The organism is Mesorhizobium sp. KR9-304, from assembly GCF_040049215.1.
Lineage (GTDB): Bacteria > Pseudomonadota > Alphaproteobacteria > Rhizobiales > Rhizobiaceae > Mesorhizobium_K.
The window spans coordinates 374135-397925 of the sequence record NZ_JBDZDN010000002.1 but is presented as its reverse complement, the minus strand read 5'-3'; the positions used below and the strand labels follow the sequence as shown (position 1 = coordinate 397925).

The 23791-nt window shown below is 63.8% G+C and carries 22 protein-coding genes and 1 tRNA gene; 14 read left to right on the top strand and 9 right to left on the bottom strand.

Annotation, left to right across the window (positions count from 1 at the left end; genetic code table 11):
• Positions 1-58: 58 nt before the first annotated feature.
• Together ABLE71_RS14170 and ABLE71_RS14165 are read left to right on the top strand one after the other, a co-directional pair.
• Entirely contained in the window at positions 59-709 is a 651-nt protein-coding gene (locus tag ABLE71_RS14170; protein ID WP_348784079.1) for a pyridoxamine 5'-phosphate oxidase family protein, read from the top strand.
• 103 nt (positions 710-812) lie between these two features.
• Positions 813-1709, top strand: a complete 897-nt coding sequence (locus ABLE71_RS14165; RefSeq protein WP_348784078.1) for a protein-methionine-sulfoxide reductase heme-binding subunit MsrQ — start codon at positions 813-815, stop codon at positions 1707-1709.
• Positions 1710-1746: 37 nt separating this feature from the next.
• Here the strand turns inward: ABLE71_RS14165 and ABLE71_RS14160 are convergent, their stop codons facing one another.
• Complete coding sequence (locus tag ABLE71_RS14160) at positions 1747-2211, bottom strand: MarR family transcriptional regulator (RefSeq protein WP_348784077.1); 465 nt, start codon at positions 2209-2211, stop codon at positions 1747-1749.
• Between the two features lie 50 nt (positions 2212-2261).
• On the opposite strand from ABLE71_RS14160, the gene ABLE71_RS14155 reads away from it, so the two are divergent.
• The 3 genes from ABLE71_RS14155 (at position 2262) to ABLE71_RS14145 (ending at position 5578) form a co-directional block, all read left to right on the top strand.
• The gene (locus ABLE71_RS14155; RefSeq protein ID WP_348784076.1) at positions 2262-3167 is read left to right on the top strand and encodes an alpha/beta hydrolase; all 906 of its coding nucleotides are present in this window, start codon (positions 2262-2264) and stop codon (positions 3165-3167) included.
• A 100-nt stretch (positions 3168-3267) separates the two neighbouring features.
• Positions 3268-3450 (top strand): hypothetical protein, encoded by a 183-nt coding sequence (locus ABLE71_RS14150; protein WP_348784075.1) that lies wholly within the window; start codon positions 3268-3270, stop codon positions 3448-3450.
• A 202-nt stretch (positions 3451-3652) separates the two neighbouring features.
• Positions 3653-5578, top strand: a complete 1926-nt coding sequence (locus ABLE71_RS14145) for a L,D-transpeptidase family protein (protein ID WP_348784074.1) — start codon at positions 3653-3655, stop codon at positions 5576-5578.
• A gap of 13 nt (positions 5579-5591) precedes the next feature.
• Here the strand turns inward: ABLE71_RS14145 and ABLE71_RS14140 are convergent.
• Positions 5592-5666: transfer RNA gene (locus ABLE71_RS14140), tRNA-Val, on the bottom strand.
• Between the two features lie 70 nt (positions 5667-5736).
• Positions 5737-6432 carry a phosphoglycolate phosphatase gene (locus ABLE71_RS14135; RefSeq protein ID WP_348784073.1) on the bottom strand — a complete coding sequence of 232 codons (696 nt, stop codon included), beginning with the start codon at positions 6430-6432 and terminating at the stop codon, positions 5737-5739.
• 173 nt (positions 6433-6605) lie between these two features.
• Between ABLE71_RS14135 and rpiA the strand changes: the two genes are divergently transcribed.
• From rpiA to gor, 3 genes are all read left to right on the top strand, one after another.
• Positions 6606-7301 carry a ribose-5-phosphate isomerase RpiA gene (gene rpiA, locus ABLE71_RS14130; protein WP_348784487.1) on the top strand — a complete coding sequence of 232 codons (696 nt, stop codon included), beginning with the start codon at positions 6606-6608 and terminating at the stop codon, positions 7299-7301.
• 22 nt (positions 7302-7323) lie between these two features.
• Positions 7324-7941 carry a DUF2059 domain-containing protein gene (locus ABLE71_RS14125; protein WP_348784072.1) on the top strand — a complete coding sequence of 206 codons (618 nt, stop codon included), beginning with the start codon at positions 7324-7326 and terminating at the stop codon, positions 7939-7941.
• Between the two features lie 113 nt (positions 7942-8054).
• Complete coding sequence (gene gor, locus ABLE71_RS14120) at positions 8055-9449, top strand: glutathione-disulfide reductase (RefSeq protein ID WP_348784071.1); 1395 nt, start codon at positions 8055-8057, stop codon at positions 9447-9449.
• On the opposite strand, the gene ABLE71_RS14115 is transcribed toward gor, so the two are convergent.
• From ABLE71_RS14115 to ABLE71_RS14100, 4 genes are all read right to left on the bottom strand, one after another.
• Positions 9446-10408, bottom strand: a complete 963-nt coding sequence (locus tag ABLE71_RS14115; protein WP_348784486.1) for an ABC transporter permease — start codon at positions 10406-10408, stop codon at positions 9446-9448. The two genes, gor and ABLE71_RS14115, sit on opposite strands and share 4 nt — an antisense overlap.
• A 34-nt stretch (positions 10409-10442) precedes the next feature.
• Positions 10443-11948 (bottom strand): sugar ABC transporter ATP-binding protein, encoded by a 1506-nt coding sequence (locus tag ABLE71_RS14110; RefSeq protein WP_348784070.1) that lies wholly within the window; start codon positions 11946-11948, stop codon positions 10443-10445.
• Between the two features lie 89 nt (positions 11949-12037).
• Positions 12038-12988 (bottom strand): sugar-binding protein, encoded by a 951-nt coding sequence (locus tag ABLE71_RS14105; protein ID WP_348784069.1) that lies wholly within the window; start codon positions 12986-12988, stop codon positions 12038-12040.
• A 297-nt stretch (positions 12989-13285) separates the two neighbouring features.
• Complete coding sequence (locus tag ABLE71_RS14100) at positions 13286-13651, bottom strand: hypothetical protein (protein ID WP_348784068.1); 366 nt, start codon at positions 13649-13651, stop codon at positions 13286-13288.
• A gap of 237 nt (positions 13652-13888) precedes the next feature.
• Here ABLE71_RS14100 and ABLE71_RS14095 point away from each other — a divergent pair, with 237 nt between their 5' ends.
• Complete coding sequence (locus ABLE71_RS14095) at positions 13889-14164, top strand: hypothetical protein (protein ID WP_348784067.1); 276 nt, start codon at positions 13889-13891, stop codon at positions 14162-14164.
• 18 nt (positions 14165-14182) lie between these two features.
• Here ABLE71_RS14095 and ABLE71_RS14090 read toward each other — a convergent pair whose 3' ends face one another.
• Positions 14183-14908 carry a Crp/Fnr family transcriptional regulator gene (locus tag ABLE71_RS14090; RefSeq protein WP_348784066.1) on the bottom strand — a complete coding sequence of 242 codons (726 nt, stop codon included), beginning with the start codon at positions 14906-14908 and terminating at the stop codon, positions 14183-14185.
• A gap of 223 nt (positions 14909-15131) precedes the next feature.
• On the opposite strand from ABLE71_RS14090, the gene dnaG reads away from it, so the two are divergent.
• Positions 15132-17084, top strand: a complete 1953-nt coding sequence (dnaG, locus tag ABLE71_RS14085; protein ID WP_348784065.1) for a DNA primase — start codon at positions 15132-15134, stop codon at positions 17082-17084.
• 302 nt (positions 17085-17386) lie between these two features.
• The gene (gene rpoD, locus ABLE71_RS14080; RefSeq protein ID WP_348784064.1) at positions 17387-19417 is read left to right on the top strand and encodes an RNA polymerase sigma factor RpoD; all 2031 of its coding nucleotides are present in this window, start codon (positions 17387-17389) and stop codon (positions 19415-19417) included.
• A 60-nt stretch (positions 19418-19477) separates the two neighbouring features.
• Here the strand turns inward: rpoD and ABLE71_RS14075 are convergent, their stop codons facing one another.
• On the bottom strand, positions 19478-20431 hold the full coding sequence (locus tag ABLE71_RS14075) for an endonuclease/exonuclease/phosphatase family protein (protein WP_348784063.1): 954 nt from the start codon (positions 20429-20431) through the stop codon (positions 19478-19480).
• Positions 20432-20564: 133 nt separating this feature from the next.
• Between ABLE71_RS14075 and ABLE71_RS14070 the strand changes: the two genes are divergently transcribed.
• The 3 genes from ABLE71_RS14070 to ABLE71_RS14060 all read left to right on the top strand — a co-directional run bounded on the left by ABLE71_RS14070 (position 20565) and on the right by ABLE71_RS14060 (position 23778).
• Positions 20565-20933 (top strand): hypothetical protein, encoded by a 369-nt coding sequence (locus ABLE71_RS14070; RefSeq protein WP_348784062.1) that lies wholly within the window; start codon positions 20565-20567, stop codon positions 20931-20933.
• Positions 20921-21295, top strand: coding sequence for a DCC1-like thiol-disulfide oxidoreductase family protein (locus tag ABLE71_RS14065; protein ID WP_348784061.1), 375 nt, complete (start codon positions 20921-20923; stop codon positions 21293-21295). The genes ABLE71_RS14070 and ABLE71_RS14065 overlap by 13 nt, the downstream gene beginning before the upstream one ends.
• Positions 21296-21420: 125 nt before the next feature.
• The gene (locus tag ABLE71_RS14060) at positions 21421-23778 is read left to right on the top strand and encodes a hypothetical protein (RefSeq protein ID WP_348784060.1); all 2358 of its coding nucleotides are present in this window, start codon (positions 21421-21423) and stop codon (positions 23776-23778) included.
• Positions 23779-23791 lie beyond the last annotated feature (13 nt).

Genomic DNA, 23791 nt, shown 5'->3' with positions numbered 1-23791 from the left:
CCGTGTCACAGTGTTGTCATCGCGAGTGGGCAGGGACCCCCGCATTCGGAGGGAAGCCGTGTCAGCCATCGAAGCGCCAGAAGCCGAAACGCCGGCAAGCACCGTTGTCGAGACGGTCGCACAGCTCGAAGCCCTCTACGGCCATCCCGGCGAGACCTCGTTGGTGAAGGAAGTCGACCACATCATCCCCGAATACGCCGCGTTCATCGAGGCGTCGCCTTTCGCAGCACTCGCCACCAGCGGGCCGGAAGGGCTCGACTGCTCGCCGCGCGGTGATCTTGCCGGTTTCGTGCGCCTGCAGGATTCCAGAACGCTGCTGATGCCAGACCGGCGCGGCAACAACCGGGCGGATTCGCTGAAGAACATCGTCCGCGACCCGCGCGTGGCGCTGCTTTTCCTGGTTCCGGGCTCCGGCACGACGCTCAGGGTCAACGGCCGTGCGCATATCAGCATCGAGCCGAAACTGTGCGCCTCCTTCGCCGTCGAGGGCAAGCCGGCGCGTTCGGTCATCGTGATCGGGGTGGAAGCGGTCTATTTCCAATGCGCCCGCGCTATCCGCCGCTCAGATCTCTGGAACCCGGAAAAGCATGTCGATGCAAAATTGCTGCCGACGCCCGGAAAGATACTGGAGGTCACGAGCCGCAATGCCATCGATGGCGAGGCGTACGACCGCGAGTGGCCGGAGCGCGCCAAAACTTCGATGTGGTGAGTTCCGCCGGTCCGGGCATCCCTCGCTCACCTTGATGTGATGCGGCGTCTGTAACAAGTTCGGCCGATCGCACGTATATCGCGGCAGGAGACGGAACCGCCGCATGAAGCCCTGGACCGATAGATCCGGAAATTTCTCGCCGCTGAAGGCAGCCGTGCTCGTCGGCGCTTGCCTGCCGGCGCTCTTGCTTGGCTGGGCGGCGGCCGACGGCACGCTCGCGCCTGCCGGCTCGCTCGGTCCGCTCGGCGCGCGTCCGATCACGGAGGCGATCCACCAGACCGGCGACTGGGCGATCCGCTTCCTAATGATGTCGCTTGCCGTGACGCCGCTGCGGCGCATCGCCAACTGGCCGAAGCTGATCATGGTCAGGCGCATGCTCGGGCTCGCCGCGCTGTTCTACGCGCTCGCGCACCTGACGCTCTACGCGATCGACCTCAAGCTCGATCTCTTGCGCGTCGTTTCCGAAATCGCGCTGCGCGTCTATCTCACCATCGGCTTCGTTGCGCTTTTGGGCCTGATAGCGCTCGGTTCGACCTCTACCGACGCCGCCATCAGGCGGCTGGGCAAGAGGTGGAATCGTCTGCACAAGATCGTCTATCCGATCGGCCTGCTGGCGGCGCTGCACTTCTTCATCCAGTCCAAGGCGGACGTCTACGAGCCGACGCTGATGGCCGGCTTCTTTCTGCTGCTGATGTTTTATCGCCTGGCGCACTGGCGCGGCTTTGCGCTGGCGTCTCCGCTCGTCCTGGTGGCGATCGCGATCCTCGCCGCGCTGGGCACGGCAGCGATCGAATATGCCTGGTACGGCATCGCCACCGGCGTGCCGCCTGGGAGGGTGCTCGCGGCGAACCTGCAATTTTCTTTTTCCATCAGGCCGGCATGGTGGGTTCTTGCAACCGGGCTCGGCGCGACGCTGCTCGCCCTGGCAAGACCGTGGTTGAGCAGGCAAGATGCCGCGCCGCGCGGCAGGCGGGCGGCGAGGGCGGCCGCTGAGGCATGACCCGGAAAAGTTTGCGGACTTTTCGGAAAGATCACGCTTAGTCCGTGTTCAGCACCTCGACGACCCGGCGCATCTGATCGCCGAGCGTATCGCATTCGGCCGGGGTCGACTGGCTCATCGCCTTCTCGATCAACGCACTGTGGACTTTCAGCGCCTTCATCAGCAGCTTTTCGCCCTCGGCGGTAAGGGTTAATCTCAGCACCCGCTTGTCCTTGGCGTCGCCCTCGCGTTTGAGCAATTTCCGCTTCTCCATCTGCGGCAAGAGCATGGTGATGTTGGAGCGGCCGACGAGCAGTTTGCGGGCCAGATCGTGCTGCGACATGCCTGGGTGCCGGTAAAGGTTCATCAGCACGTCAAGCTGCGCAGGCTTCAGGTCAAGCGGCGCCAGGGCCACGGCGACCGCCCGCTCCACCGCATGGCAGGCGCGCGCCACCGCGACCCAGTTGCGAAAACGAGGATTGTCCCAGGGGAGGCTTTGAGAAAGCTCTTGTTTATTGTTCATGGTTGAACTATTATGTTCACAGTTGAACTATTTTGCGGTGGATAGGTATCATGACATCAATCGGCGTCAAGGTCATCCGCGGCCTGTTCGGTGCTGCCGAGCGGGTCGCGCCGCAAATCGGCGGAAAGGCGGCGTTCCAGCTGTTCTGCCGAACGCCAAACCCCAAGCGTCTTTCCGAAGGCGAAAAGCGCGCGATCGACCGTGCCGCCGGTTTCATGGAGGAGGCCCGGCATCATCGCCTCCGGGTCGGCAGCCGCTGCGTGATGGTGCATGAGTTCCGCCCCCGTCAAGGCAGGGAAAACGCCGGGACCGTGCTTGTCCTGCACGGCTGGCGTTCGCGCACCGAATATATGAAGTCCCTGATCGAAGCCCATCGCGACGCAGGTTTTCGCGTCATGTCGCTCGACCTGCCCGGTCACGGCGGCTCTGTGGGCCGCCGGCTCAACCTGGCCACCGCGGTCAGGGCGGCGCATGTCGCCGGCGAATGGTTCGGGCCTTTCGCGGCCGTCGTCGGCCACTCTTTCGGCGGCGCCGTCGCGGTCAACGCCGTCGCCGGCTCGATCGTCGGCATTCCACCGCTCGCCGCTTCGAAGCTCGTGCTCATCGCCGCGCCGAGTTCGATACCGGTCCTCTTCAAGGATTTCGGCCGATACCTGAACCTTGGGCCGCGCACCCAATCCGCCCTCGCCGAAGAGGTGCGCCGCATCGCCGGACGCCCGCTCGACGAATTCATCGGTTCGCGGCAGCTGGCCGAAACGCCGGTGCCGACATTGGTCATCCACGCTCCCGACGACCGGGAAGTCCCGGCGGACCACGCCGAACTTTTCGCGCAGGCCGGCGACCATGTGCGGCTGCGCTGGGCGCCGGGATTGGGTCACCGCCGCATTCTTTCCGACCCCGCCATCGTCGAGGAGACGCTGGGCTTTGTCGCCCGTCAGGCCGTGACAGCCCACTAGAGCACACCGGCCGAGCCACCTCCGGTTGCATTCGTGAAACGAAAACAGCGCCGCCGCGTTGTCGTCCTGTGGCAATTCCCTGGGATGATGGAGCAAGGCGATGAACAAGAAATACGACCGAACCGATCAGGAACGCGACCAGTCGCGCCGCCTCGAACAGGGCGAAGCCGAAAAGCAGAAGGCCCGGCAGGATGGCATGCCGAACCGGGGCCAGCCGCAGCCGGACGAGGAGCCGCCATGGCAGCGCGGCGATTCGGGTGACAAGGTCGTCGACGAACCGTAAGCTTGCGCACTGCCGACGTTGGGAATTAGCGGCATGAATTGATGGGGACCTGCAACGGTCACGAGGATGTGAAGCCGTCGCGCAACACTGTGCAGGAAATTTATGGGACCTTAACGTTATCGATATGAATCGGTAATGTCTCGCCTTACATCCGCCTTGCATAGGATGATGCATTCATGCGGCAAATCGAAATGGATCATCGATGAAACTCTTCGCGAGGAAGGTTGTCCTGCTCCCCGTCGTGCTTGCAGGGACGTTTGCCGTCGGGATGCCGCAGGTGCAGGCGCAATCGCTTTTCGAGCACCTTTTCGGCGGTGGTGTTCGCAACCAGCGGATGGATGACAGCGGCTACATCCGACGTTCCGGCCGTTCTGGCGACGGCCAGTACGACGGCGAGGGCGATGGCTACAGGTTCGGGAAACGGCCCGCTCGCCCGGTGGCCCGCAAGCCCGCAGCCGTCTCCAAGATCAGCGCCCCTTCCTACTATAATTACAAAGCCCCGGCGCTCCAGCGCGTCGATTTCACGCCGCTTGCCGCGATCGGCCAGTCCGCGTCGCTCGACCAGGCGACGGCCGGGACGGCGTTCCGCGAAGCAGTGACGGGCCTCTCCGGCTACGAACTTTTCGCCGAGCCCGAAATCGCCAAGGCCCTGGTCGAATACTACTCCGACAAGCCCGACTTCATCTGGGTCACCGGCAACGAGGTCAACGAACGCGGCCGCGATGCGGTGCGGGTGCTGGGGGAGGCGGACAGCCATGGCCTTTCACCTGCCGACTATGCCATCTCTGTTCCATCGGCTTCGATGTCAGCCGGCGACGCGGCTGCCCGCAAGAGCGAGCTGATACGCTTCGAGATGGCGCTTTCGGCGCGGGTTCTGCGTTATGCGCATGACGCGGAAGGCGGCCGCATAAATCCCAACAAGCTCTCGGGCTATCACGACTTTCCGGAAAAGCCGTTCGACATGGTCGACGCGCTAAAGGTTCTCTCGCTCGCGACCGACGTGCGCGGATGGCTGGAGGCGCGGCATCCCAACAACGATGAATACAACGCGTTGCGCGTCGAGCTCGAGGCGTTGAAAGCCAGCTCCGAGAACGACATCGTCGTTGACCCCAAGCTCCTGCTGAAACCCGGTCAGACCAATCCCGAGTTGGGCAAGCTTCTCCACCTTATCGCCCGCGATCTCGACGATGAGATGGGTGGCGACTATGGCGAGTTGCTCGCGCGGACCGTGAATAGCGAAACCTATGGCCAAGAGCTGGTGCCGGTCGTCAAGGCTTCGCAGACCAGGGCCGGCTTGACGGCGGACGGCGTCATCGGCCCGCGCACGGTCGCGGCTCTTGCCGGTACGTCGAAGGCCGAGCGCATCGACAAGGTGCTGGTAGCGCTCGAACAACTGCGCTGGCTGCCGCGCGACCTCGGCGAGACGCGCGTCTTCATCAACCAGCCGGCCTTCACGGCCCGGTTCATCGACAAGGGCGTCGAAAAGCTCAACATGCGCGCCGTCGTCGGCAAGCCGTCGAACCAGACGAGCTTCTTCTACGACGAGATCGAGCAGGTCGACTACAATCCCTACTGGGGCGTGCCGCAGTCGATCATCGTCAACGAAATGCTGCCGCGCCTGCGCAACGACCCGGGCTATCTCGACCGCGCCGGCTATGAGGTGACCGACGCCAAGGGCCGGAGCATCTCGTCGTCCGCGATCAACTGGTGGGCTTACGGTTCCAAGGTGCCCTACAACGTGCGACAGACGCCAAGCGAAGCCAATGCGCTCGGCGAGCTGAAGATACTCTTCCCCAACAAGCATGCGATCTACATGCACGACACCCCTCAGAAGGCACTGTTCGATCGCGACATGCGCGCCTTCAGCCACGGCTGCGTGCGCCTCAAGGACCCGCGCGGCATGGCCGCGGCGGTGCTCGGCACCACAGTCGAGCATATCGAGGCGAAGCTGAAGCAGGGCCACTCGACCGAGAAGACGACGCTGAAGATTCCAGTCTACGTCGCCTATTTCACCGCTTGGCCGGACAAGCACGGCAAGATCGAATATTTCGGCGATGTCTACGAGCGCGACGCCCGCGTGAAGCTAGCCATGGAAAAGACGGACGCCGTCCGGGTGCCGAGCAGCTGACGAAGCGAGATCTTGGTGGGCGATGCAGGGATTGAACCTGCGACCCCACCCGTGTGAAGGGTGTGCTCTCCCGCTGAGCTAATCGCCCGCCGTCGGCCCCCAAGGTCGAACCCATTGGCCGAAGCGCGCCGCGATATAGGCCACGGCTCGCTTCGAAGTCAAGAACGCTGTCTGCCGTCCGTCGCCGCGATGAGGTCTTGCGCCAGCGCGATGGTCAACTCGTCGAAATGCGAGATCACCTTCGATGGCTCGAACTCGCGCACATGCCTGTCGGTATAGCCGAAATCGACCGCCACCACGGGGATTCCCGCCGCCTTGGCCGTATCTATGTCGGTCCTGGAATCGCCGACCATCACCGCCTGCGACGGATTGCTGCCGGCTAGTCCGATCGTCTCGGTGAGATGGCGCGGGTCGGGCTTGCGGTGAGCAAAGGTGTCCTGGCCGCAGATCGCCGCGAAGTAGCCGCTCATGCCGAGTTCGACCAGCAGGCGCTTGGAGAAGGCTTCCGTCTTGTTGGTGCAGACCGCCAGCAGGTAGTCGGCCGTGCGGAAGCGGTCCAGCGCCTCGACCACCCCGGGATACGGTTTCGACTGGCCGGGGATGTTGGAGCCGTAATGTTCCAGGAACAGCGCGAAAAGCCGATCGTGCTCGTCCACCGGAAGCGCCTTCTTCTGCGCCTGATAGGCCCTTTCGATCATCACGCGGCCGCCGTGGCCGACGAACTGGCGGAAGCCGGCCGGGTCGGTGCGGGCGACGCCGCCGGCAGAGAGCGTATGATTCAGACTGTCGAGCAGGTCCGGCGCGGTGTCGACCAATGTACCGTCGAGGTCGAAAACGATAATCGGCTTGCTCATCTGAATATCGGTCCTGCCTGTTGAGATGCCGCGAAGTCTCGGCGACCGTTGGCCGATACCCCGTGCCGCGCCGCCGTGCAAGGCGCGGCCGCCAGCCTTTGCCGTCCGGGCCTTTGCCACTTGGGCCAAAGATGCTAGGAGCGCCCGACATTTTCATGGGTGGCCGACAGGCGATGGATGCAAAGGGGTTGAAGATCGAGGCGGCGCGGGCGGCGCTCGCGCATGTCGAGGACGGCATGCGGCTCGGCATCGGCACCGGATCGACCGCCGCCGAATTCGTGCGCCTGCTCGCCGAAAAAGTCTCCGGCGGCATGCGGATCATCGGCGTGCCGACGTCGGAGCGCACCGCGGCGCTTTGCGCCGAGCTCGGCGTTACCCTTTCCACGCTCGAGGAGACGCCCGAACTCGACCTCACCATCGACGGCGCCGACGAGGTCGGGCCCGGCCTTGACCTGATCAAGGGCGGCGGCGGTGCGCTGCTGCGCGAGAAGATCGTCGCGGCCGCGTCGGCCCGCATGATCGTCATCGCCGACGAGAGCAAGCTGGTGGATGCCCTCGGCCGCTTTCCGCTGCCGATCGAAGTCAACCGTTTCGGCCTCAGGGCGACCGAGCTCGCGGTCGCCCGGGCGGCGTCGAACCTTGGCCTGTCCGGCCCCCTGACATTGAGGGTGACGAACGGCCAGCCTTTTGTTACAGACGGCGGGCATTTGATCCTGGATGCATCTTTTGGCCGCATTCCGGATACAAGAGCGCTGTCGAATGCTCTTCACGCCGTACCGGGGGTCGTCGAGCACGGACTGTTCCTGGGCATGGCGCAGCTTGCGGTTATCGCCGGCTCGGGCGGCATCAGGACCATCCAGGCAAACTGACAAACCAGGGAGTTCTTCCGACATGACTTTGGTCCACCGCGTTCGCCGAACCGCAGCCGTCCTGGCAGCGTCGGCCTTCGTCGCGCTCGCGTCGCAGTCCTACGCTCAGGAGATCGCCGAATCTCACCTCAAGGCAGCCCGCGCTGCGATCACGGCGGTCAAGGCGACCGACACCTACGACATGATTCTGCCTGCCGCCGCGCAGAAGCTGAAGCAGGAACTGATCCAGCAGAATCCCGACCTGACCGACGTGATCATTGCGACGGTTGACGAGAAGGCCCTCGCGCTCGTTGCCCGCCGTGCCGATCTGGAGCGTGAGGCAGCGATCGCCTACGCCAAGATATTCTCGGAGCCGGAGCTCATCGCCATCGCAGCCTTCTACAACAGCGACCCGGGCAAGAAGCTGCTCGCGTCCGGTCCGATCGTCGCCCGCGAGGTGGTCAAGGCCGCCGAGATCTGGCAGCGCGGCATCTCGCGCGACCTCGCTACCGAGGTCGGCAAGCAGATTTCGGACATCGTCGATGCACAGGTGAAGGCTGAGGCTGGCAGCGCCGCGCCAGCGCCGGCGCCCGAAGGAGCCGCGCCCGCCCAGGAGGGCGAGGCTCCGGTGCTGCAGGGGCTCGACGCGCCGCTCCAGTAAGCGCCGGACACTTTCCCGTGTCCCAATAGGAAGTCAAAGCCCGGCCAGATGCCGGGCTTTTCTTTTGAACCATTGCCTCCTAACTGTCATCCGCAGCCTGCGGAGACCGAACCATGCCCCGATACGACTACGATCTCTTCGTCATCGGCGGTGGGTCGGGCGGCGTACGCGCCGCGCGTCTGTCCGCGGCGCTCGGCAAGCGGGTGGCGATTGCCGAGGAATATCGCTACGGCGGCACCTGCGTCATCCGCGGCTGCGTCCCGAAGAAACTTTTCGTCTATGCATCGCAGTTTCCCGAACATTTCGCCGACGCTGCCGGCTACGGCTGGACGGTGCCCGAGACCAGCTTCGACTGGCCAACGCTGATCGCCAACAAGGACAAGGAAATCGGGCGGCTTTCCGGGCTTTACCAAAGTGGCGTCGAGAAGGCGGGCGGCGAGACGCTCCACAGCCGCGCCACACTGATCGACGGGCATACGGTGCTCATCGAGAACGAGAACCGTACAGTCACCGCCGAGCACATTCTCATCGCCACCGGCGGCCGCCCGAACCCGCACGCCGCGCTTCCCGGCCACGAACACTGCATCTTCTCCAATGAGGCCTTCGACCTCCCCAGCCTGCCGAAGTCCATCGTGATTGCCGGAGGCGGCTACATCGCGGTCGAGTTTGCCAACATCTTTCACGGGCTCGGCGTCGACACCACGCTCATCTATCGCGGCAAGGAGATCCTGCAGCGTTTCGATATGGATCTGCGCCACAGGCTGCATGAGGAGATGGCGGCGAAGGGCATCCGCATCCTTTGCCACACGATCTTCGAAAACATCGACAGGCGCGATGACGGCAGGCTCGCAGCGACGCTCAACAGCGGCCACGTGCTCTTCGCGGATCAAATATTGCTTGCCATCGGCCGTATCCCCAACACCGAAAATCTGGGGCTGGAGGCCGCCGGCGTGAAAACCGGCGTCAGGGGCGAGATCCTGGTCGATGCCCATTCCCGCACCAATGTCGGGAATATCTGGGCGATCGGTGACGTGACCGACCGCGTCCAGCTGACGCCGGTAGCGATCCACGAAGCGATGTGTTTCGTCGAGACCGCCTTCAAAGGCAACCCGACCGCGCCCGATCACAACTGTATCGCCACCGCCGTCTTCTCGCAGCCCGAGATCGGTACGGTCGGCCTGTCGGAAGACGAGGCTTCGAAACGTTTCGCCAACCTCGAAGTCTACAGCGCGAGCTTTCGGCCGCTGCGCTACATCCTCGCCGGCCGGCAGGAGAGGATGCTGACCAAGCTTGTCGTCGATGCCGGCACGCGGCGGGTGATCGGCGCCCACATTCTGGGGCCTGACGCCGGCGAACTGGCGCAGCTTCTGGGCATCGTGCTCAAGGCGGGGCTCACCAAGGACGACTTCGATCGCACCATGGCCGTGCATCCGACCGCCGCGGAAGAACTCGTCACCATGTACAAGCCGACCTATCTGGTGAAGGACGGCGCGCGCCAGGATTGCTAGGCAGCGGGTGCCTTCACCCGCGCTGTCCGGCGCGAGATCTGCTGGTCGGCGAGCACGCCAATCAGGATGACGGAGCCCATCACCGCGAAGTTCAGCGAGCTCGGAATGCCGAGCAGGTTGACGAGATTCTGCAGCACCTGCAGCAGCACGGTGCCAAGCACGACGCCGACGATCGAGCCTTCGCCGCCGCGCAGCGAACAGCCGCCGAGCACCGCGGCCGCGATCGCGTAGAGCTCGTAGAAATTTCCGTGCGAGGAGGGCGATATCGAGCGGGTGTACATGGCGATGAAGACCGCAGCCACTGCCGTCAGGCCGCAGCAGATGACATAGGCTGCGATCACGATGCGCGAGGTATGGATGCCGCTGTAGCGCGCCGCCTCCTCGTTCTTGCCGACGGCGAAGAGATAGCGGCCGAATACCGATTTGTGCAGCACGACGCCCATGATGACGGTGATGACCAGGAAGGCGACAAGGCTGTGCGGGATGCCGTAGAGGCGGCCGGCGGTCAGCCATTCGAGCGTCGGAAAGGTTGCGCCGAAAGGGAAGCCAGCCGTCGCATCCTCGGTGTAGTAGCGCGCGATACCGCGATAGATCAGCAGGCCGCAGAGCGTCACCACGAAAGGCTGCAGCCCGAGTTTTGCGACCAGGAACCCGTGCAGCAGCCCGATCAGGCAGCCGATCGCCACCACGATGACGAAAGCAATGCCCGGGCTGACGGTTTCACCCGCCACGAGGTCGACGAAGATCACGCCGAGCAGCGCGATGATCGAGCCGACCGACAGCTCTATCCCGCCCGAGATGATCACGAAGGCCTGGGCAACCGCGAATATGCCGAACAGGCCGATCAGGTTCGCCGTGTTCGACAGGTTGATCGGCGACAGGAAGCGCGGATTGATGATGGCAACCACGGTGCCGACCACGAGGATGAGGACGAGGAGCCAGAGGTCCTTGCGGTTGATCATCTGATACCGGCTCCGATGAGGGCAGAGGGCGTCATGCCGCGATCCTTCCGACCGCGAGCGACAATATCGCCTGTTCGCTGAGTTCGCCGCGCTCGAGGAAGCCGGCGATGCGGCCTTCATGCATAATCGCGACGCGGTCGCTGACGCCGATCACCTCCTCCATGTCGGACGAGATCATCAAAATGCCGACGCCGTGGTCGGAAAGCTCGCGCATCAGCCGGTAGATCTCGCTCTTGGCGCCGACGTCGACGCCGCGCGTCGGCTCGTCGAATATCAGGATCTGGGGGGACATCGACAGCCATTTGGCCAGCACCACCTTTTGCTGGTTGCCGCCCGACAGCGAGCCCGCAACGGCCGAGACCCCGCGCGTACGGATGTCGAGCCGGTCGCGCTGCTTCAGCGCGTCTTTCTCCTCGGCGCCGAAGTCGATCAGTCCGCGTTTTGCGTGAGCCTCGAGATTGGCGAGCGTGATGTTCTCGCGGATCGGAAAATCGATGATCAGGCCCGACCGCTTGCGGTCCTCTGGCACCAGATAGACGCCTTGCCTGATGGCCGCGCTCGGAGATGCGATAGAGGCGCGTGCGCCCTTGATCCTGATCTCGCCGCCCTTCAGCGGGTCGAGCCCGAATATGGTGCGCGCCAGTTCGGTTCGGCCGGAGCCGACCAGCCCGGCCAGGCCCAGGATCTCGCCGCGCCTGACCGACAGGTTGACCGGCTGCTCCGGCCGGTAGCCTGTCCTGACGTCGACAAGCTCCAGCATCGCCTCTCCGGGCGGTTGGGCGGGCGGGCGGTACAGAGTCTTCAGGTCGCGCCCGATCATGTGACGGATCATCGTCTCGGCATGGATCTCGCCTTTGCCGAGTTCGGCGACCCGCCTGCCGTCGCGCAGGATGACGACGCGGTCGGCCGAATGCTCCACCTCGGCCAGCCGGTGCGAGATGAAGATGACGGAGACCCCTTCGGCCTTCAGCCGCGTTATGATCTGCAACAGCCGCTCCGTCTCGGAGGCGGTCAGGCTCGACGTCGGCTCATCCATGATGACGAGGCGCGCCTTCAGTGACAGCGCCTTGGCGATCTCGACGAGTTGCATCTGTGCGAGCGACAATGACGCAACGGGCGTGTCGGCGGAAAAGTCCGCGCCGAGCTGCTTCAGCAGCGGTTCGGCCCGGCGGCTGAGCTCGCGCTCGTCGATCAGCCTCAGCGGCCCGCCCTTCAGCGGCTCGCGGCCGATGAAGATGTTTGCCGCCGCGCTCAGGTTCTCGAACAGATTCAGTTCCTGGTGCACGAAGGCGATGCCGCCGCGCATCGAGCCGCCGACGGTGAGCCGCTCGGTTGCGACGCCGTCGAGCTCGATCGTCCCTGCGCTCGGTGCGACGACGCCGCCGAGGATCTTCATGAGCGTCGACTTGCCCGCCCCGTTCTCTCCCACGAGACCGATCACCTCGCCCTGGCTGACGGAAAGGCTGATGTCGTCCACGGCCCTGATGCCGGGATAGACCTTCGAGATTCCCGTCATCTTCAGGAACGGATCGGGCATCGCCGAACTATGCTGATTGGTTCGTCGGATGACAATACGCGCCGAACAGGCCGGCTGGGAGATAGCGCCGGCCTGCTCGCTCCAAGGCGTCAGCCGCCGCTGATGCGCGACTTCAGTTCCGCCTCGAATGCGTCGACATTGGCCTTGTCGATCATCTTGGTGGGCACGATGATCAGCTTGTTCTCGGGCACGACCGACTTGTCGCCCTCGAGATACTTTGCCATCAGCTTCATGCCCTGGTAGCCCCATTCATACGGGTCCTGCACCACGGTGCCTGCGATCGTGCCCTCGCGCACGCCGCCGAGCGTGATCGGATCCTCGTCGAAGGCGATCACGGTCACTTGGCCGAGCTTGCCGGACTCCTTGAGCACCTCGTAGATGCGCGGCGGATTGTACGAATAGAAGCCCACCATGCAGTCGATGTCGGGGTTGGCGGCCAGCGCGTCCTCGACGTTGCGCTTGGCGCGCGTCATGTCGATGTCGTCGCCGCGAACATCGATCAGTTCCACCTTGGAGCCGGCGATGACCGACTTCATGCCTTCGATGCGCTCGCGCGCATTGTCGGCGCCCGGCAACCCGACGAAGCCGATGCATTTGCCGCCCTCGGGCAGCGCCTTCAGTGCGATCTCGCCCGCCTGCTTGCCGGCATCCGTGTTCGACGAACCGATATAGGCGATGCGGTTGGTGTCGGGCGCGTCGCTGTCCGTGGTGAAGAGCGGCACCTGCGAGCCGATCTTGTTCAGCGAGTCGGTCGACGATTTCGGATCAACGGCGCTCACCATGATCGCCGATACGCCGCCCGCCACCAAATCTTCCATCAGGCGCTGCTGCACGGCGGCGGCGGCCTGCTCGGGATATTTGAGCGACAGCTCATAATTGGGCAGTTCGCCCTGCGCCTTCTTCACGCCGGCCTCGGCGAGCTTCCAGAAGTCGGATGCGCCGTTGACCACGAAGGCGAGCTGCTTCTTATCCTGCGCCGTTGCGCCGGTCGCCAGCAATGCGGCGGTCACCAGCAGGGCGCTTGCAAGTCTAAGCTTCATGAATTCCTCCCATTCCGTTGTTGGTTGGCGGAAACGCAGCGGCATATAGGGCAGGGGATTGCGACAGGAGCCCCTTCAGGGCGTCCTTGGGCGAAACCCGTTGCGCGCCCTCCAACGCGCAGTCCTCGCCGTTTCAAGTTTCCGCGGCCAACTAAGCGGACCTCTCCAGGAGAGTCAATATTGTCTGACAAATCCTATTATTCAGGCCTGAAGCATATTGTTACCTGCGCATGCAGTTGAAGCGACCCGTGCAATGCGCGCGGGTCGCAATATCCGATCGGTTCGTATGGGCGAATGTCAGATATAGATGCCGCGTCCGTGGCAGGCCTTCTGCACCGCGATCGTTCGCTCAGTCGGGCCGCCGAGATCAGTCACGATGAATGCGCCCTCGACAAGCATGCCTATGAATGGCGTGTCACCGCTACCGGAGTTCACATAGCCGCAGACCGTCACTCCACCGGCGTCGCTCTGGGCGATCATGGTCCGGATGGTCGCTGTTGGCGTCAGCCTGGCCCGCAACGCACCCTCGACCGCGGCGCGATCCGCATCCGTCAGGGTGACCGCCGCTCCGGCTGCCGTGCTCGGCGCAGGTTTTGGAGCCTGTGGCGTCGACGTACATGACGCTACGGCCAGAAGCACCAACAGCGCAGGAATTTTCCTCATTTGCAGTCCTCCCTGACGCAACGAGCATCGCCGAACACGCGTGGCAGCGCAAGAGCGGCTGCCCGCCAGGCGCCCGGTATCAGGCTCCCATAAACCGTTTGGGCGCCTTCCCGACAGCCGTTCCAGTAGACGATCCAGCCGCCGAAATTGAACCTGGTCGGACCAGAAAACTGCTCGCCAATCGCTGCAGACGGCGTACGATATCTTTGAAAGACTTATCCGACGGAGTTGGGAAAAGTGGCCGCCGCGAGCTTCAATACCCACCGGGTCCCGACCTGCGACGAGCTTGTTTCGGCTATGCTTTCGGGTCATCCGCTCGGCCAGCCGGTTTCGACGCATAGCGTGATGATGCAGCTTCGGGCCACGGCGGCCGGCATCGGCTATAGCGACGACGCCATCGTCGCTTCCATCGTGCGCATCGCAACTGGTCGGACCATGGCGGTTTCATTCGATCATCGCGAAAACGCTGACATTGCAGCTCCGCGCCTGAGCACGTCGGGCGCTTCGGCCTGAGCACGTGGCACAACCGGATTATCGCGATTCGCGCGTCAGGCTGAGATAGGTCGGGTCGAACTCGGACAATTCTGCAAGCCGCTCGAAATCGCGGATTTTTACCTTGCCGTCACGCCACTCGACCAATCCTGCTGCGCGCAGTTCCTGCAGCTTGCGGTTCACATGAACGACCGATAGCCCGAGCACGTCGCCGAGCTGGGCCTGAGTCACCGGAAATTCGAAGCCATTATCCGACGCCACGCCCGCGACCTCCAGCCTGACGTAGAGTTCGCAGATCAGATGAGCGAGATGCTGTTCGGCCGAGCGGCGGCCCAGACAGGTGATCCAGGTGCGCTGGATGGCGCCGTCGATCGTGGTCGATAGCCAGAACATGCGCGCCAGGTGAGGGTTTGTTTCCGTCACCTCCTTGATCTTCTCATGCGGGACGAATGCCACCTTGCAGGCGCCGAGTGCAATGACGCTGTGATCCATGACCTTCAGCATCATCGAGTGCAGGTCGACGAAGTCGCCCGGCACATGCACCGCCGTTATCTGCCGCTCGCCTGAGCGCAACGACTGGCTGCGCGCGGCAAACCCGGCCGTGACGAGGCAACTTTCCCTCGGTCTGGAGCCTTCGATGACGAACTCTTCGCCTGCCGCAAAGACTGCGGGGCGCCCCGGAAGCTCGCTGATGATCCTGATCTCGTCATCGCTCAGACTGTCGCGACGTTCGAGACTGCGCAGAAAAGCAGCCGTTTGAACCATGGGCAATGAACTACCGACGGGCGTTTATGTTCCAGTCGCAGGCGAGAACGGTGGGTTGGGACACCAAGGCGGTGCCAGGCGGTGCAGCAGGATCGGGGCGTGGCGAGGATGAGAGCGTCGTCGATGTAACGGGGCGGCCTGTGAATCTCGGGCAAGCGGAGCGATAAGTGTCGCCTCGGCACCCGCCCGTGCTTATATGGCGTGGAAAGAGACTCTTCCGCCCATGCGCTTCGAAAACGCCTTTCTCGACGAGATACGCGACCGCGTACCGATTTCATCTGTAATCGGCCAGCGCGTCTCGTGGGACAGGAAGAAAACCAATGCCTCACGTGGGGATTATTGGGCCTGCTGCCCCTTCCACGGCGAGAAGAGCCCGAGCTTCCATTGCGAGGACAAGAAGGGCCGCTACCACTGCTTCGGTTGTGGCGTTACCGGCGACCATTTCAAATTCCTGACCGAACTGGAGGGTATCGGTTTTCCGGAAGCCGTGGAGCGTATCGCAGCAATCGCCGGAGTACCCATGCCGGTGCGTGACGAGCGGACTGAACAGCGCGAGAAACAGCGCACCAGCCTGATCGACGTCATGGAACTGGCCACGAAATTCTTCCAGGACCAACTGCAGTCGGCGGCCGGCGCAAAGGCCCGTGCCTACCTGCGCGACCGTGGCCTGACGCCGGCGACGCAGCAGTCCTTCCGCCTCGGCTATGCGCCCGAAAGCCGCAATGCGCTGAAGGAGTTCCTGGCATCGAAAGGCGTCGAGAAGGCGCAGATGGAGGCGTGCGGGCTGGTCCGCCACGGCGACGACATCCCGGTCTCCTACGATTATTTCCGCGACCGCATCATGTTCCCGATTCCGGATTCTCGGGGCCGCATCATCGCCTTCGGCGGCCGCGCCCTGTCGCCTGACGCGCTGGCGAAATACATGAACTCGCCCGAGACCGAGCTCTTCCACAAGGGCAACGTGCTCTACAACTACGTGCGCGCCCGCAAGGCCATCGCTCGCGGTGGGACGGTGATCGCCGTCGAAGGCTACATGGACGTGATCGCGCTGGCGCAAGCCGGCTTCGACAACGCGGTCGCGCCACTCGGCACGGCGCTCACCGAAAATCAGCTCGAGCTTTTGTGGCGCATGTCCAGCGAGCCGGTGCTCTGCTTCGACGGTGATTCCGCCGGCCTCAAGGCCGCTTGGCGTGCCGCCGACATGGCGCTGCCCGCCATCCAGCCGGGCAGGACGGCGCGGTTCGCGCTGCTGCCCGAGGGCAAGGACCCCGACGATCTGGTCAGGACCGAAGGCGCGGAGGCGTTCCGGCAGGTGCTGGCCGACGCCCGGCCGCTCGCCGACCTGCTCTGGATGCGCGAGACGTCGGGAGGCGTTTTCGATACGCCCGAGCGCAAGGCCGAGCTTGAGAAGACGCTGCGCGACCTGACGGCTCGCATCAAGGACGAGAATCTGCGTTTCCACTACGCCCAGGAAATGCGCGAGCGCGTACAGACCTTCTTCGGCAGAGCACGGCAGAAGCCCCTCAGGGCCGGCGAATGGGAAAGGCGCGGCGGCCACGGGCAGGGGTCCCCCGCGCAGGGCGGTCAATTTGCACGGCCAGGCGGAGCGGCAAGCCGCTTCGCCGTGTCGGAGAGCCTTGCCCGCTCGGCCATGGTCAAGCGCGCCGGCGGGGTCATGCCGCTCAGGGAGGCGGCGATCATCGTGGCGCTTGTCAACCACCCGTCGCTGATTGACGAGAATTTCGAGCATACCGAGTTCCTCGAACTATCGCATCCGGACCTGCGCCAGCTTCACACGACGATACTTGATGCGATGGCGCATGACGCGGCGAACGGCCGCGGCGAGGTTCTGGCGCGCATCGCGGCGGCGGGACAGCTCGACGGCTGGGAGCGCGCGGTCGGGCTGATCCGCAAGGCGCGGCTCTGGCCCGTTCTGGAGGACGCCGCACTCGACGATGCCCGTGAAGCTTTCGCGCAGGCGCTGCACTTGCACCGCAGCGCCGGCACTCTACATAAGGAATTGAAGGCGGCCGAAATGGCGCTGGCGACCGAACCGACCGATGAGAATTACCGTCATTTGGTCGAAATTCAGACGCAGTTCCGAGATGTGCAGGCCACCGAAGCACTGATCGAAGGTTTCGGCGTACCCTCCGGCAGGGCCGGGCGGGGTCTGTGAGCATTTGATTCGCTTTTTTAGCGCGAATCATGCGACAGGCGCTTGACCTTTGGCGAGAATGGCTGAATCAGGTCGATTCGAAACGTAACCTGCGAAAGCCCCAACCACCCTAAAAGGGCGAAAATCGACAGGATAATAGCCGGTTCAGTGGACAGGGATGGGTACCCGCCCCATTTGACAGTGTTAATCGGGACTTAGGATACGCACGGAGACTGGCTCGGAAGCGCGGGTTCGGCGAGTGCGTCTGGTTATTCGGTTCGGGTCTGCTCGGGGCCACGCAACCGCATGGAGAAGCTAAAAGTATGGCGACTAAGGAAAAGGAAGAGGCCGAAACCGAACGCGAAGGCACCACAGATGGGCCCTTGCTCGACCTTTCCGACGATGCTGTCAAGAAGATGATCAAGGCCGCCAAGAAGCGCGGCTACGTGACCATGGACGAGCTGAATTCGGTGCTGCCCTCGGAGGAAGTGACCTCCGAGCAGATCGAGGACACGATGTCGATGCTCTCGGATATGGGCATCAATGTCGTCGAGGATGACGAGAACGCCGATGAAGGCGAGGCGGAGGCCGCACCGGCCGATGCCGAGGAAGACGCCAACGAGCTGGCCGAGCAGACGGGTACCGCGGTTGCTGCCGCGCCCGTCAAGAAGGAGCCTACGGACCGCACCGACGATCCCGTGCGCATGTACCTTCGCGAGATGGGCTCGGTCGAGCTTCTGTCGCGCGAGGGCGAGATCGCCATCGCCAAGCGCATCGAGGCCGGCCGCGAGACGATGATCGCGGGTCTTTGCGAAAGCCCACTGACCTTCCAGGCCATCATCATCTGGCGCGATGAACTGAACGAGGCCAAGATCCTCCTGCGCGAGATCATCGATCTCGAAGCGACCTACGCCGGTCCCGAGGCCAAGCAGGCTCCGGTCGTGGCGCCCCGCGAGGAAGAAGCGAAGCCCGCGCTGGACGAAAGGGGCCGCCGGCCCGCGGCCCGCGACGACGATGACATCACCAATGTCGGCGCCGACATGCGCGGTCTCGAAGAGGACGACGACGACGACGACGAGGCGAGCCTGTCGCTTGCCGCCATGGAAGCCGAGCTTCGTCCGCAGGTCATGGAGACCTTCGACGTCATCGCCGACACCTACAAGAAGCTCCGCAAGCTTCAGGACCAGCAGGTCGAGAACCGGCTGTCGGCTTCCGGCACGCTGTCGCCCAGCCAGGAGCGCCGCCACAAGGAGCTGAAGGACAATCTCATCAAGGCGGTGAAGTCGCTGTCGCTCAACACCGCGCGCATCGAGGCGCTGGTCGAGCAGCTTTACGACATCAACAAACGGCTGGTGCAGAACGAGGGCAAGCTGTTGCGCCTCGCCGAAAGCTACGGCGTGAAGCGCGAAGCTTTCCTTGAGCACTACCAGGGCTCGGAACTCGACCCGAACTGGATCAAGTCGATCTCCAACCTTTCAGCCAAGGGCTGGAAGGAGTTCACCAAGAACGAGAAGGAGACGATCAAGGCGCTGCGTTCCGAGATCCAGAACCTTGCCACCGAGACGGCGATCTCGATCCTGGAATTTCGCAAGATCGTCAACCAGGTCCAGAAGGGCGAACGCGAAGCTGCGATCGCCAAGAAGGAAATGGTCGAGGCGAATCTTCGCCTGGTGATCTCCATCGCCAAGAAGTACACGAACCGCGGTCTGCAGTTCCTCGATCTGATCCAGGAAGGCAATATCGGCCTGATGAAGGCGGTGGACAAGTTCGAGTACCGCCGCGGCTACAAGTTCTCGACCTATGCGACCTGGTGGATCAGGCAGGCGATCACCCGCTCGATCGCCGACCAGGCCCGCACCATCCGCATCCCGGTCCACATGATCGAGACGATCAACAAGATCGTACGGACGTCGCGCCAGATGCTGCACGAGATCGGCCGCGAGCCGACGCCGGAGGAACTGGCCGAAAAGCTCGCCATGCCGCTTGAGAAGGTCCGCAAGGTCTTGAAGATCGCCAAGGAGCCGATCTCGCTCGAAACGCCCGTTGGCGACGAGGAGGATTCGCACCTCGGCGATTTCATCGAGGACAAGATGGCGATTCTGCCGATCGACGCGGCTATCCAGGCGAATTTGCGCGAGACGACGACGCGCGTGCTCGCCTCGCTCACGCCGCGCGAAGAGCGCGTGTTGCGCATGCGCTTTGGCATCGGCATGAACACCGACCACACGCTGGAAGAAGTCGGCCAGCAGTTCTCGGTGACACGCGAACGTATCCGCCAGATCGAGGCCAAGGCGCTCAGGAAGCTCAAGCATCCGAGCCGCAGCCGCAAGCTCAGAAGCTTCCTGGACAGTTGATCCGGCACTATCGAAATAAGAAAAAAGCCGCCTTTTCGGGCGGCTTTTTCCTCGGTCGGATCAGAACTCGACCTTGCTGACCACGGCGCGGTGATCCGAAGGCCACGGCGTGACGACGATGTCCGCCTCAGGTCGCTTTTCGCCGACCACGGCTGTGCTGAGAACCTTTAGGCTTGGTGCCCGCGCGAACACGAAATCGATGCGGTCGAGATGGGCTTCCGGGTCTGCGGCGTCGGTGGTCGGGGTCCAGGTGATACCTGGCTTGGCGGCGGCGTCGGGGAAGATGGCGCGGAACGTATCGATGAAGCCGGCGGCCTCGAGCTTCGTCGTGCCGGGCCAGGCGACCGCGAGCGGCTGGGATCCTGCCTTGACGGTCGCATCGGTCCAGTCGCGATGCGAAGGCTCGTTGAAGTCGCCGGCGATAAAGACCGCAGCCGCATCCCTGGCTTCGTTGGCGTCGGCGATCAGCGCATCGAACGATTTTCCGCGCGTCGCCTCGGCTGACTTGACCGCTTCGTCCGCCGCCTTGAAGAACGGCGCGTCGCCATATTCGATGCCGAGCAACTGGTAGGGCTGGTAGGGCGCGTCGTCGAGATTGACGGAGAAGACGTAGACCATACGGCCGCCGACATCGATCGCCACGCCGAGATCGTCTTGCGTCGGCTTGACGATAGGGTAGCGCGAGACAATGGCGTTCGCCCAGATCGCCGGATTGCTTTCGGTCTGGTCATAGTAGTGGAAGCCCAGCGCCTCGGCGAGTTTGGCGGCTACCGACGTCCCTCTGGGCGGGCAGGAATCCGCCGTGCAAGGGTCTCCTTCCAGCCGGGTTTCGGAGACCGCAACGATATCCGCGCCGGCGGCCTTGATCACCGCCACGGTCTCGTCGATGGGCTTGTTCTCGTTGCCGCCTCCGCCCCAGATATTGTACGCCATCACGGTCAGTTCGGTCGCCTGCGCGGCTCCGGACATTGCGAGAATTGAAGCGACCGCGATCGCTGTCGTCCTTAAAGTCATTTCGGTATCTCCCCAGTCGATGCCGGACAGATATTTCGGCGTGATTGCAGTGTCATGACATGATTGGCAGAACGCACGGCAAGGCGCGCGACGGAAGATGTCAGCCCCGGCGCGCCGTGCTATATTTTCCATCATGAACGAGCACATCCCGAACATGCATCCGGATTTGCCGGGGACGTTCCAGGTAGCCGAAGGCATGCCGCGCCGGGCGTGGACCGTCGCGGAGATCGAGGCGATGGTCGAGGCGGGCATTATCGGCGAGGACGAGCGGTTCGAGCTGATCGGCGGGGACGTCGTGCCGTTGTCGCCCAAGGGCGCGCGCCACGAAATGGTAAAAATCGAACTGAACCGGCATCCACAAGCAGCTAGGCCCCGAGGGTTATCGCAGCGTGGCCGAGTTCGGGGAGGACGAGACGATGACATCGGTCCGCGTCCCGTCCATCGAAGTCTGCCTGTCCAGGTTGGGACTTCGCCCGGCGTGAGCTTCGTTTGGCCGAGCTGACCGTCTGGTACAACACGCGCTGCCCGGTCTGCGACGCCGGCATCGCGCACCAGAAGAAGCGGCTGATCGAGGCGGTGAAGGCGGGGCGGATCGTTTTCCGCGACATCAACATCGAGCCCGACGCGCTTGCCGGGCATGGCGCCTCGCTTGAGGACATCCGTCGCAGGCTCCATGCCACCGACGCCGGCGGAAAATTGATCGTGGGCGCGGATGTCGCCATCGCCGTCTGGCGCGCCACGCCGGGCGAGGGCTGGCTGGCATCGCTGCTCGGCAATCGCGTTGTCTTGCCGCTCACGCGCTTCGTCTACGACCGCTTCGCTGATCTGCTCTACGCCTGGAACCGGCGCAACGGGCGTTGGTGAGCGTCGCAGCCATGCGGGTAGAAGTCGGCTTCGTCCTGTGCCAGCGCGCAAAAATCCGCCTGAATTGCCGGCTTGATAACGGGTGGGGACCGTAGCAACTTGCCTGCGGTTGGCGGGAGCAGGCGGTGGAGCCGCAGAGCACGTACGAATACGACGCCTTCATCTCATATCGTCGCTCCGACGGGACGCGCGCGGCGCAGCGCTTGCGCAAGCTGCTCAAGTCGTACCGGTTGCCGAAGAGCCTGCGCGAGGGTCGCGCCAGACGGCTCGCGATCTTTCTGGACACGGTCTACGAGCGCGGCGCTTCCGATTTCTATGAGAAGACGATTCGCCCTGCGCTGATGGCGTCGCGTCACCTTGTGGTCGTCGCGACGCCCGATGCCGTTCAACGACCGGAGGGCGAGGACTGGATCGCGCGCGAGGTCGCCGATTTCTCGAATGGCCCCCGTGCCGGAAATGTCATCGTTGTCAGGGCGATCGGGGATCTCGACGATGTCATGCCCGCCGACATCGGCGTGCGCTATCCGCACGTGCAGATCGTCGACATGCGCGACGACGGCTGGATCGCCCGGCTGCTGCCGCAGCGCGCCTCCCGGATCGCCGACGAGAGGCTGAAGATCGTCGCGCCGCTTTTCGACATTCCGCTCGAGCTGATGCCGGCGTTGCGCCGTGAAGAAGAACGCCAGCAGATCGGCCGCTTCGGGGCGCTGGCCGGAGCCGCCGCGGCAGTCGCGATAACTGTTGTCGGCCTTTCGCTTTATGCGCTCGCCAGTCAGTGGCGCGGGCAGCAGGCCTTGCGCGACAGCTTCAGTATCACCGAGGACACCATCGTTGGGATCGTCATCCAGTCGAGTTCGGCGGATGGAATCCCTTACCCGTCGCGCGAACTCATCCTGCAGAATTGCGATGTTGCAGGCCGGCTGGCGTCAGCCACGGACGTCAAACCGAAGCCGGCGACCAGCGCTGCCTGCCAGATCGAAGAAGCGTTTGTGATTGCGTTTGCCGGCGACACCGGCGACAGGACCAAGGGCGCCGAAAAGGTCGCCGCCATTCTCGACAGCACGGAAGCGGCAATCCCGGCGGAGGGCATTCTCGACACTGGACTGGTATCGGTTCTGAGGGCCGGCTACGGATCGTGGATGGCGCTACGGCGCACTCTGCCCGATGTGGAACTCCGCACCGGCGCGGAAAAGCTGGCTGCGCTGGAACGCCGTTTGGCTGCTCGAATGACTTCGTATTCGTTCGAGGCGGAAGCCTACAGGCGCGCATTCGACGCTGTACTCGTCGCGGCCGGCGAATTGGAACAGAAGAGCATGACTGCGGAGGCCGCTCGAGCCTATGCGGCCGCGCGAAAAGATGCGGCGGCGGCCATTGAAGCCGTCTTGAGGACAGGCCGAGATGCGCTGCCAGCGGAGCAGGTTGGGCCGATATGGACCGAGCTTGCGTGGATGTACTACACGGCCGCGTCAAGTCAGGCAGCGATCCTGTCCAAGACCGCTGATGCTGCCGAGGGCAGGAGCGCGATGACCGACGCGGCGAACGTCTACCGTCGCGCGCCCGCTTCCGCGGATAGGGCGGCCGTGCATGCCGCGATAGCCCATTTGAACCGGTTCTGGGGCGCCTGGGAAATGCATCAGGACGACGGCGCGCCCAAGGAGCCGCTGTGGGATTGTCTGTCTGCAGCCAAAGCCTCGGAGGAGGCGGACGCCGCCGGCGATCACGCCGACCGCGCCAGGGAAGCGCGCGACAGTTGCGTCGAGCTGTTGTCGGAGCTGATATACGCCGCCGCCCGCGACGCCGCAGCTAAGCCGGATCTCAAGGAAGCCTCGATCGCGCTGCGCGAAGCTGCGGATGGCGCGCTGAAGATAGCCGGATATCAGCCGCCGCTCGATGCCTGGGGGCAATTATTGCCGATGGTCATCTTGAGCGACCTGGCGGCGTCGTACGAGGCTGAGGGGCGATCGGACGATGCCGAAGCGGCGCGCATTGAAGCGGCTGCATTGTTCAAGCCCTTCAACGGAAGCATGGACACCGCCAAGATCACAGCGGCCCGGGTCGAGGCCATAGAGGGCGCGTGGCAACGCATCTGGGACGGGCACAATGCGCGGATCGATGGCTATCGCAATGCCGCCGCGAAAAGCGAAAACGCCGAAGCCGTCGGGTTGCTGCGGAAACTGCTTGCGGAAGACGACGCCTGGGACGCACTGATGGCGGGGGTGGATGACTGGGATCACGTCTATCAGGCCGATGTCCGCCTCCAGCTTGCAGGGCTGATGTCGGCGGCGGGCGACCATGCGGGCGCGCAGGACGAGACGGCGAAGGCCTACAGCAGGCTGGAACGGTTCGGCGGCAAGTTCGACCTTAAGGAAGGCTGGCTCGCGCGCGCCAATGTCGTCTGGGCCCAGCTCTCCGCGTGGAAAGGCGCGGCCCCCGTTACCGATGTGATCGAGGCGCAGCAGCCCAGCGTGCCCGCCCAGCAATGACTGAAGAAAGGAG

Coding starts and splice junctions, on each gene's coding strand:
- ABLE71_RS14090 (WP_348784066.1), bottom strand. CDS start 14,908: ATGGTTCAAACGGCTGCTTTTCTGCGCAGTCTCGAACGTCGCGACAGT.
- ABLE71_RS14150 (WP_348784075.1), top strand. CDS start 3,268: ATGAACAAGAAATACGACCGAACCGATCAGGAACGCGACCAGTCGCGC.
- ABLE71_RS14125 (WP_348784072.1), top strand. CDS start 7,324: ATGACTTTGGTCCACCGCGTTCGCCGAACCGCAGCCGTCCTGGCAGCG.
- ABLE71_RS14110 (WP_348784070.1), bottom strand. CDS start 11,948: ATGCCCGATCCGTTCCTGAAGATGACGGGAATCTCGAAGGTCTATCCC.
- rpoD (WP_348784064.1), top strand. CDS start 17,387: ATGGCGACTAAGGAAAAGGAAGAGGCCGAAACCGAACGCGAAGGCACC.
- ABLE71_RS14165 (WP_348784078.1), top strand. CDS start 813: ATGAAGCCCTGGACCGATAGATCCGGAAATTTCTCGCCGCTGAAGGCA.
- ABLE71_RS14100 (WP_348784068.1), bottom strand. CDS start 13,651: ATGAGGAAAATTCCTGCGCTGTTGGTGCTTCTGGCCGTAGCGTCATGT.
- ABLE71_RS14145 (WP_348784074.1), top strand. CDS start 3,653: ATGAAACTCTTCGCGAGGAAGGTTGTCCTGCTCCCCGTCGTGCTTGCA.
- ABLE71_RS14160 (WP_348784077.1), bottom strand. CDS start 2,211: ATGAACAATAAACAAGAGCTTTCTCAAAGCCTCCCCTGGGACAATCCT.
- ABLE71_RS14135 (WP_348784073.1), bottom strand. CDS start 6,432: ATGAGCAAGCCGATTATCGTTTTCGACCTCGACGGTACATTGGTCGAC.
- ABLE71_RS14105 (WP_348784069.1), bottom strand. CDS start 12,988: ATGAAGCTTAGACTTGCAAGCGCCCTGCTGGTGACCGCCGCATTGCTG.
- rpiA (WP_348784487.1), top strand. CDS start 6,606: ATGGATGCAAAGGGGTTGAAGATCGAGGCGGCGCGGGCGGCGCTCGCG.
- ABLE71_RS14075 (WP_348784063.1), bottom strand. CDS start 20,431: ATGACTTTAAGGACGACAGCGATCGCGGTCGCTTCAATTCTCGCAATG.
- ABLE71_RS14155 (WP_348784076.1), top strand. CDS start 2,262: ATGACATCAATCGGCGTCAAGGTCATCCGCGGCCTGTTCGGTGCTGCC.
- gor (WP_348784071.1), top strand. CDS start 8,055: ATGCCCCGATACGACTACGATCTCTTCGTCATCGGCGGTGGGTCGGGC.
- ABLE71_RS14070 (WP_348784062.1), top strand. CDS start 20,565: ATGAACGAGCACATCCCGAACATGCATCCGGATTTGCCGGGGACGTTC.
- dnaG (WP_348784065.1), top strand. CDS start 15,132: ATGCGCTTCGAAAACGCCTTTCTCGACGAGATACGCGACCGCGTACCG.